General features: G+C 61.7%; 7 protein-coding genes. 6 read left to right on the forward strand and 1 reads right to left on the reverse strand.

Going from position 1 to position 6,715, the window contains the following annotated elements; translation table 11 throughout:
* Positions 1-41 precede the first annotated feature (41 nt).
* The 3 genes from ABI_RS14205 (at position 42) to aqpZ (ending at position 2,730) form a co-directional block, all read left to right on the forward strand.
* Positions 42-977 (forward strand): nucleoside hydrolase, encoded by a 936-nt coding sequence (locus tag ABI_RS14205; RefSeq protein WP_040309282.1) that lies wholly within the window; start codon positions 42-44, stop codon positions 975-977.
* A 20-nt stretch (positions 978-997) separates the two neighbouring features.
* On the forward strand, positions 998-1,969 hold the full coding sequence (locus tag ABI_RS14210) for a quinone oxidoreductase family protein (protein ID WP_006273714.1): 972 nt from the start codon (positions 998-1,000) through the stop codon (positions 1,967-1,969).
* A 71-nt stretch (positions 1,970-2,040) separates the two neighbouring features.
* Positions 2,041-2,730: an aquaporin Z gene (gene aqpZ, locus ABI_RS14215; RefSeq protein WP_006273715.1), complete on the forward strand. Its 690-nt coding sequence runs from the start codon at positions 2,041-2,043 to the stop codon at positions 2,728-2,730.
* Between the two features lie 33 nt (positions 2,731-2,763).
* Here the strand turns inward: aqpZ and dinB are convergent, their stop codons facing one another.
* Positions 2,764-3,861, reverse strand: a complete 1,098-nt coding sequence (dinB, locus tag ABI_RS14220) for a DNA polymerase IV (RefSeq protein ID WP_006273716.1) — start codon at positions 3,859-3,861, stop codon at positions 2,764-2,766.
* Between the two features lie 255 nt (positions 3,862-4,116).
* Here dinB and ABI_RS14225 point away from each other — a divergent pair, with 255 nt between their 5' ends.
* Genes ABI_RS14225 through ABI_RS14235 form a run of 3 tightly spaced genes read left to right on the forward strand, consistent with a single transcriptional unit; the run spans position 4,117 to position 6,607 of the window.
* Positions 4,117-4,911, forward strand: coding sequence for a DUF72 domain-containing protein (locus tag ABI_RS14225; RefSeq protein WP_006273717.1), 795 nt, complete (start codon positions 4,117-4,119; stop codon positions 4,909-4,911).
* Positions 4,908-5,909, forward strand: coding sequence for a Gfo/Idh/MocA family protein (locus ABI_RS14230; protein WP_006273718.1), 1,002 nt, complete (start codon positions 4,908-4,910; stop codon positions 5,907-5,909). The genes ABI_RS14225 and ABI_RS14230 overlap by 4 nt, the downstream gene beginning before the upstream one ends.
* Positions 5,888-6,607, forward strand: coding sequence for a DUF6445 family protein (locus ABI_RS14235; protein WP_006273719.1), 720 nt, complete (start codon positions 5,888-5,890; stop codon positions 6,605-6,607). The genes ABI_RS14230 and ABI_RS14235 overlap by 22 nt, the downstream gene beginning before the upstream one ends.
* Positions 6,608-6,715 lie beyond the last annotated feature (108 nt).

The raw sequence follows: 6,715 nt of genomic DNA on the forward strand, positions 1-6,715 counted from the left end.
GAAAGACGATGGCGTTATCGCCGGCGCGCAGAAAGAACTGAATGCCGCGCAAAATCATCATCGATACCGATCCGGGCCAAGACGATGCCCTGGCGCTGCTGCTGGCCCTGGCGTCGCCGGACGAGCTCGACATACTGGGCATCGTCGCGGTGGCCGGAAATGTGCCGCTGCACCATACGCTCAACAATGCCCGTAAGATTCTGGAACTGTCGGGCCGGTCGGACGTAAAGCTGTTCGCCGGGTCCGACCGTCCGCTGCGCCAGGTTCTGGTCACGGCCGAGCATGTCCATGGCGAGACCGGGCTGGACGGCCCCGACCTGCCTGACCCGACCTATCCGGTGCAAACCCAATCCGGCGTCGATTTCATCATCGAAACTTTGCGGACCATCGATGATGTGACACTGGTCACGCTAGGGCCGCTGACCGATGTCGCCAAGGCCTTCCAGCAGGCGCCGGACGTCGTTTCCCGGGTTCGGGAAGTGGTCATGATGCTGGGCGCCTGGCGCGAGCTGGGCAATGTCACCCCGACCGCTGAGTTCAACGCCTATGTCGATCCGGACGCCGTCGATATCGTGCTGAACAGCGGCGCGCCTCTGACGCTTTTGCCGCTGGACGCTACCCACAAGGTGTTGTCGACCCAAGACCGGCTGCAGGTGTTGCGCGACATGGGTAATACTGCCGGCCCGCAAGCGGCGATCATGCTGAAAGCGTCAGAACGCTTTGACATCCAGAAGTTCGGCTGGGCTGGGGCGCCGCTGCACGACCCGTGCACGATTGCCTATCTTTTGAAACCGGACTTGTTCACCGGCCGCGCCGTCAATGTCTCGGTCGAGACCCAGAGCACGCTGACCTTAGGCATGACCGTCGTCGACTGGTTCAAGGCCACGGATCGCCCCGCCAATGTCAACTTCATCCACGATGCCGAGGCGGTGGGCTTCTACAACCTCTTGTTTGAGCGGCTGCGGCGCCTACCTTAACGGTTCACAGGAGAACCGGCATGGTCAAGGCGATACAGGTCCACACTACCGGGGGACCGGAGGTCATGGCGTTCGAAGACATCGAGGTCGGTCAACCCGGTCCAGGCCAGGCCCTGGTCCGGCACACCGCCATCGGCGTCAACTTCATCGACACCTATTTCCGCAGCGGCCAGTACAAGACCGCCCTGCCCCTGATCCCCGGCAATGAAGCCGCCGGCGTGATCGAGGCCATTGGCGACGGTGTCACCGAGGTCGCTGTCGGTGACCGGGTGGCTTATCTCGATGGTCCGGGCACCTATGCCGAACAACGCATCGTGAAGGCTGACAAGCTGATCCCCCTACCCGCCGGCATCAACGACGAGATCGCCGCCGCGATCATGCTGAAAGGTTTGACAGCGCAGTATCTGTTGCGGCGGACCTTCAAGGTGTCGGCGGAGCATACGGTTTTGTTCCACGCCGCCGCCGGCGGGGTCGGGCTGATCTTCGGCCAGTGGGCCAAACACCTACGCGCCACGGTCATCGGCACGGCCGGCTCGGCGGAGAAGGTCGAGCTGGCGCTGACGCACGGCTATGACCACGTCATCAACTACCGTGAAGAAGACTTCGTTGCCCGGGCTGTGGAACTGAACCACGGTAGCAAGCTCGACGTCGTTTACGATTCCGTCGGCAAGGATACCTTTCCGGGATCACTGGATGTGCTCAAGCCGCTTGGGATGTTCGTGACGTTTGGCCAGTCGTCGGGACCGATTCCGCCGTTCGACATTGGCATCCTGAACGCCAAGGGCTCGCTGTTCATGACCCGGCCGAGTTTGTGGGCATACAACCCCGATCGCGAGACCTTGCTGGCCGCAGCGGCGGAGCTGTTCGAGTTGATCGCGGGCGGTATCATCACCGTTGATATCCATCAGCGCTTCGATCTGAAGGACGCCCGCGCCGCCCATGAGGCCCTGGAAAGCCGCCAGACCACCGGCGCCACGATCTTGATGCCATAGCCAATTTGCGCAAAAAAGCGCACAATCCCCCGGCGCACGACGCGCGAAACGATTCTCTCAGGGGATATGTCATGCTCAAGAAACTTTCGGCGGAAATTTTCGGTACGTTTTGGCTGGTGTTTGGTGGTTGCGGCAGTGCGGTCCTGGCGGCTGCCTTTCCGGAGGTCGGGATAGGCCTGACCGGTGTTTCGATTGCCTTCGGTTTGACGGTTCTGACCATGGCCTATGCGGTCGGCGGCATCAGCGGCGGGCATTTCAATCCGGCGGTTTCGCTGGGTCTGGCGGTCGCCGGCAAGTTCAGTTGGAAGGACCTGCCGGCCTATTGGGTCGCCCAGGTGGTCGGGGCCATCCTGGCCGGCGGCGCCCTGTACCTAGTGGCAACCGGCAAGGCCGACGCCACGGTCGGCGGATTTGCCAGCAACGGGTATGATACCCTGTCGCCGGGTGGGTTTTCCATGACGGCTGCCCTGATCATCGAAGTGCTGCTGACCGCTTTTTTCCTGATCATCATCCTGGGCGCGACGTCCGGACGTGTCCCGGCCGGTTTTGCACCGATCGCCATCGGCCTGGCCCTAACCTTGATCCATCTGATCTCCATTCCGGTGACCAACACATCGGTCAATCCGGCACGCTCGACCGGCGTGGCACTGTTCGCCGAGACGGCCGCCCTGTCCCAGCTCTGGCTGTTCTGGTTGGCGCCCCTTGTCGGTGCCGCAATCGGCGGGCTTATCTACAAGCTGCTGTGGAACGAAAAGGCCTGATCTGCTGAGGCCGGCGGCGCCCAACCGCCGGCCTTACAGCAACAGGCTCAACTGCCTCATGTCCTCCGGTTCATCCGCCTCGTCCTCGCTCAGCGACGACAGGCTGATTCCCAAAAGCCGGATGTTCTTCACCACCGGGAACACACCCTCCAACAGTTCGCGGCCGATGCGCGTCATGGTGTCCCGATCGGCTACCGCCGCGGCAAAGGTCTTCGACCGGGTGATGGTGGTAAAATCTGCGTATTTCACCTTCAAGGTCACCGTCCGGCCCTTGATGCCCTTGCCTTCGATATGGCGCCAGACCTTGTCCAAGATCGGCAGCAATTGCGCCCAGGCGCTGTCCAGGGTCGACACATCCTCAAAGAAGGTGTTCTCACCGCCGACCGATTTGCGCTCGCGGTCGGGCTTGACCTGGCGATGGCAAATGCCGCGCGAGACGTTGTAATAGTAGCTTCCGGAAATACCGAAGTGCTTCTGCAAAAAGGCCAGGGTCTGGTTGCGGATATCCATCCCGGTATAGAGCCCGAGCCGGTTCATCTTCGATGCCGTCGCCGGCCCGACGCCGTAGAACTTCTTGACCGGTAGACTCGCCACGAAGTCCGGTCCCTGGGACGGCTTGATGACGAACAGGCCGTCGGGCTTGTTCTGGTCCGAGGCGATCTTGGCCAGGAACTTGTTGTACGACACCCCCGCCGAGGCCGTCAGTTGGGTGACGTCACGGATGCGGGCGCGGATGTCCTCGGCGATCTGGGTCGCCGAAGTCATGCCTTTCAGATTTTCGGTGACATCGAGATAGGCCTCGTCCAGCGACAAGGGTTCGACCAGAGGCGTGTAGTCGAAGAAGATGTCGCGGATCTGGTGCGACACCTCGCGGTAGACCTCGAAGCGGTGCTTGACGAAGATCAGGTCGGGGCATTTGCGCTTGGCGGTGACCGACGGCATGGCGGAATAAACGCCGTACTTGCGCGCCTCATACGAAGCTGCCGCTACGACACCGCGCAGACCATCGCCGCCGACTGCCACCGGCTTGCCGCGCAGGTCAGGGAAATCGCGCTGTTCCACCGACGCGAAAAAGGCATCCATGTCGACATGGATGATCTTTCTCTGGGGCGGGGTATCGGCACTGTCCATCGTCTGACTCAGGAGACTTGACTCACACTATATAATTGGAACATTAAGTGAACAACTTATATTTTGACGCCACCCTTATCGGGCGGTAGAGCCTGTTTTGAAAATCTGTCAGGCTCGCCTTCAAGGCTGAGCCGAAAAGGGCTGGTTTCGAGAACCGGAGCGAAGCGTACTTAAGTACGTGAGCACCGGAAGCGCAGAAAACAGCCCTTTGCAGGCCAGCCGGACGGATTTGCATTCAGGCGACAGGAGTGTGCCATGGCAGGACGCATCTATGTGGGGATCGGCGGCTGGACCTATGAGCCGTGGCGTGGGCCCTTCTATCCCGACGGCCTGTCGCAAAAGCGCGAGCTCGAATATGCCGCGTCGAAACTGACCTCGATCGAGGTCAACGGCACCTATTACGGTTCGCAGAAGCCCGAAACCTACCGAAAGTGGCGCGAAGAAACCCCGGACGAATTTCTCTTTACGCTCAAGGGTTCGCGCTACTGCACCAATCGCAAGGATCTGAGCCTGTCGGCCGAGTCGGTCGACCGTTTCCTGAACAGCGGCATCACCGAACTGGGCGCCAAGCTCGGGCCGCTCAACTGGCAGTTCATGGCGACCAAAAAGTTCGATCCGGTCGATTTCGAGAACTTCCTCAAGCTGCTGCCGCCCGAGGTCGACGGGGTTAAACTGCGCCACGCCGTCGAGGTCCGCCATAACAGCTTCTGCTGCGCCGAGTTCGTCGACCTTTGCCGGCGTTATGGGGTCGCCATAATCACCGGTGTCGACGATCCGGACTTCCCGGTGATTGCCGACCTGACGACTGATTTCGGCTATGTCCGCCTCATGGGAAGCCAGGAGAGCGAGCCGCTGGGCTACACGCCCCAGGCGCTGGACGAATGGGCCTACCGCGCCCGCACCCTGGCCGAAGGCCAGGTACCCAATGACCTGGCCACCTTTGGCGGGCCGCGGGCCGCAAAGGACCATGACGTCTTCTTCTACGTCATCGGCGGCCACAAGGTCGTCAATCCGCAGACCGCCATGGCACTGATCGAGAGGCTGGCATGAAACGTATTGTCTGGGGCGTCCTCTCGACCGCCAAGATCGGGATGAACAAGGTCATCCCCGCCCTGCTGAAAAGCGATCAGATCCGGGTCAAGGGCATCGGCTCGCGTAACCTGGTCAATGCGCAGCAGGCCGTGGCGGCGCTAGGACTCGAGCAGGCCTATGGGGCGTACGAAGAGCTGCTGGCCGATCCGGAGATCGAGGTCATCTACAATCCGCTGCCCAACCATCTGCATGTGCCAATGACCCTGGCAGCAGCCCGCGCCGGCAAGCATGTGCTGTGTGAAAAGCCGATGGCGCTGAACGCGGCCGAGATTGATGCGCTCTGCGATGTCAAGGACGTCTATATCCAGGAAGCCTTTATGGTGCGGCATTCGCTGCAGTGGATTGAGGCACGGCGGCTGATCCGCGACGGCGCCATCGGCCGGCCGCAGATGATCCAGTCCTATTTCAGCTACGACAATCTCGATCCCGGCAATATCCGCAACAAGGTCGAATGGGGCGGCGGCGGACTGCTGGATATCGGCTGCTATCCCGTCGTCGCCGGCCGCTTCTTCTTCGACGCCGAGCCGGTGCGGGTCATGGCCCTGATCAAACGCCACGAAACCTTCGGCACGGATGTCATCGCCTCGGCCCTGCTCGATTTCGGCCATGGCCGCCAGTTGAGCTTCACCGTCTCTACCCAGGCGGGACGCAGCCAGAGCATCAATGTCTTCGGCACCAAGGCGCGGTTGTCGTTGCCGATCCCGTTCAACCAACCACCCGACCGCGCGCAGCACATCGTCATCGACAATGGCGCCACGCTCGATGGCGGCACGGCGGTGACGCACACCCTGCCGCCGGCGGACCAGTACCAGTTGATGGGCGAGGCCTTCTGTCGGGCGGTGCGCGGCGAAGCACCCTTGCCCTATGGCCTGGACGACGCCCGCGCCAACATGCGCATTCTCGATGCCTTGTTCCGCTCGGAAACCTCGGGCCAGTGGGAAGAGGTGGCCGCCTGAACGCGCCGGTCCAGATCAATCCTCAGGCCCAGGTGAAACTTCGCCGCGTCGGCCGCGAGGGGCAGCCGCTGCTGGTCATCGACGATGTCGTGCTGGAGCCCGAGACACTGGTCGCCATGGCCGCCGATGCTCCGTTCGCGCCACCGACCGGGACCTATTATCCGGGATTGAACGCACCCCTGCCAAGGACCTATCTGGAGACGCTTCTGCCGGTCCTTCGGCCAAGTTTCGAGCGGGCGTTCGGCATCGCACACGATACGCCTCTGGTCGCCAACGGTTTCTTTGCTTTGGCGACGCACCGGCTGGAGGACTTCGGTCCGTGGCAAAAGATCCCGCACTACGATCAGCTACGGCCAGATCACCTGGCCATGGTGCACTATCTCTGCCCGGGTCAGGCGGGCGGCACGGCCTTTTTCCGCCACCGGACAACGGGGTTTGAGTCGGTCGATCTTGACCGCCGCGAGGTTTACCTCGGTACCGTCCAGGCCGAACTCGACCGGGATGGTGATTTGCTGACCGGCTATACCGGGCCGCAAACGCCGAATTTCGAGATCACCGATTCGGTCGAAATCCGGTTCAATCGGTTGGTGCTTTACCGCAGCAATGTGCTGCATTGCGCCTTGTTCGACGGCGCGAAACTGGAGGCCGATGTCCATACCGGCCGTCTGACGGCGAACAGCTTTTTCCGGCCGAGATAGGCAATTGGCATTTTACGTCTTTCCTCCTCCCCGCTTGTCGGGGAGGGGGACCATGAGCGGAGCAAAACGTAGCAAAGCGAAGTGACGCGCAGCGAAATCGTGGTGGGG

Source organism: Asticcacaulis biprosthecium C19, from assembly GCF_000204015.1.
GTDB classification, from domain to species: Bacteria; Pseudomonadota; Alphaproteobacteria; order Caulobacterales; family Caulobacteraceae; genus Asticcacaulis; species Asticcacaulis biprosthecius.

What these genes read in the sequence shown, in the direction of transcription:
- ABI_RS14205 (WP_040309282.1), top strand. Translation starts at nt 42, where the DNA reads ATGCCGCGCAAAATCATCATCGATACCGATCCGGGCCAAGACGATGCC.
- ABI_RS14210 (WP_006273714.1), top strand. Translation starts at nt 998, where the DNA reads ATGGTCAAGGCGATACAGGTCCACACTACCGGGGGACCGGAGGTCATG.
- aqpZ (WP_006273715.1), top strand. Translation starts at nt 2,041, where the DNA reads ATGCTCAAGAAACTTTCGGCGGAAATTTTCGGTACGTTTTGGCTGGTG.
- dinB (WP_006273716.1), bottom strand. Translation starts at nt 3,861, where the DNA reads ATGGACAGTGCCGATACCCCGCCCCAGAGAAAGATCATCCATGTCGAC.
- ABI_RS14225 (WP_006273717.1), top strand. Translation starts at nt 4,117, where the DNA reads ATGGCAGGACGCATCTATGTGGGGATCGGCGGCTGGACCTATGAGCCG.
- ABI_RS14230 (WP_006273718.1), top strand. Translation starts at nt 4,908, where the DNA reads ATGAAACGTATTGTCTGGGGCGTCCTCTCGACCGCCAAGATCGGGATG.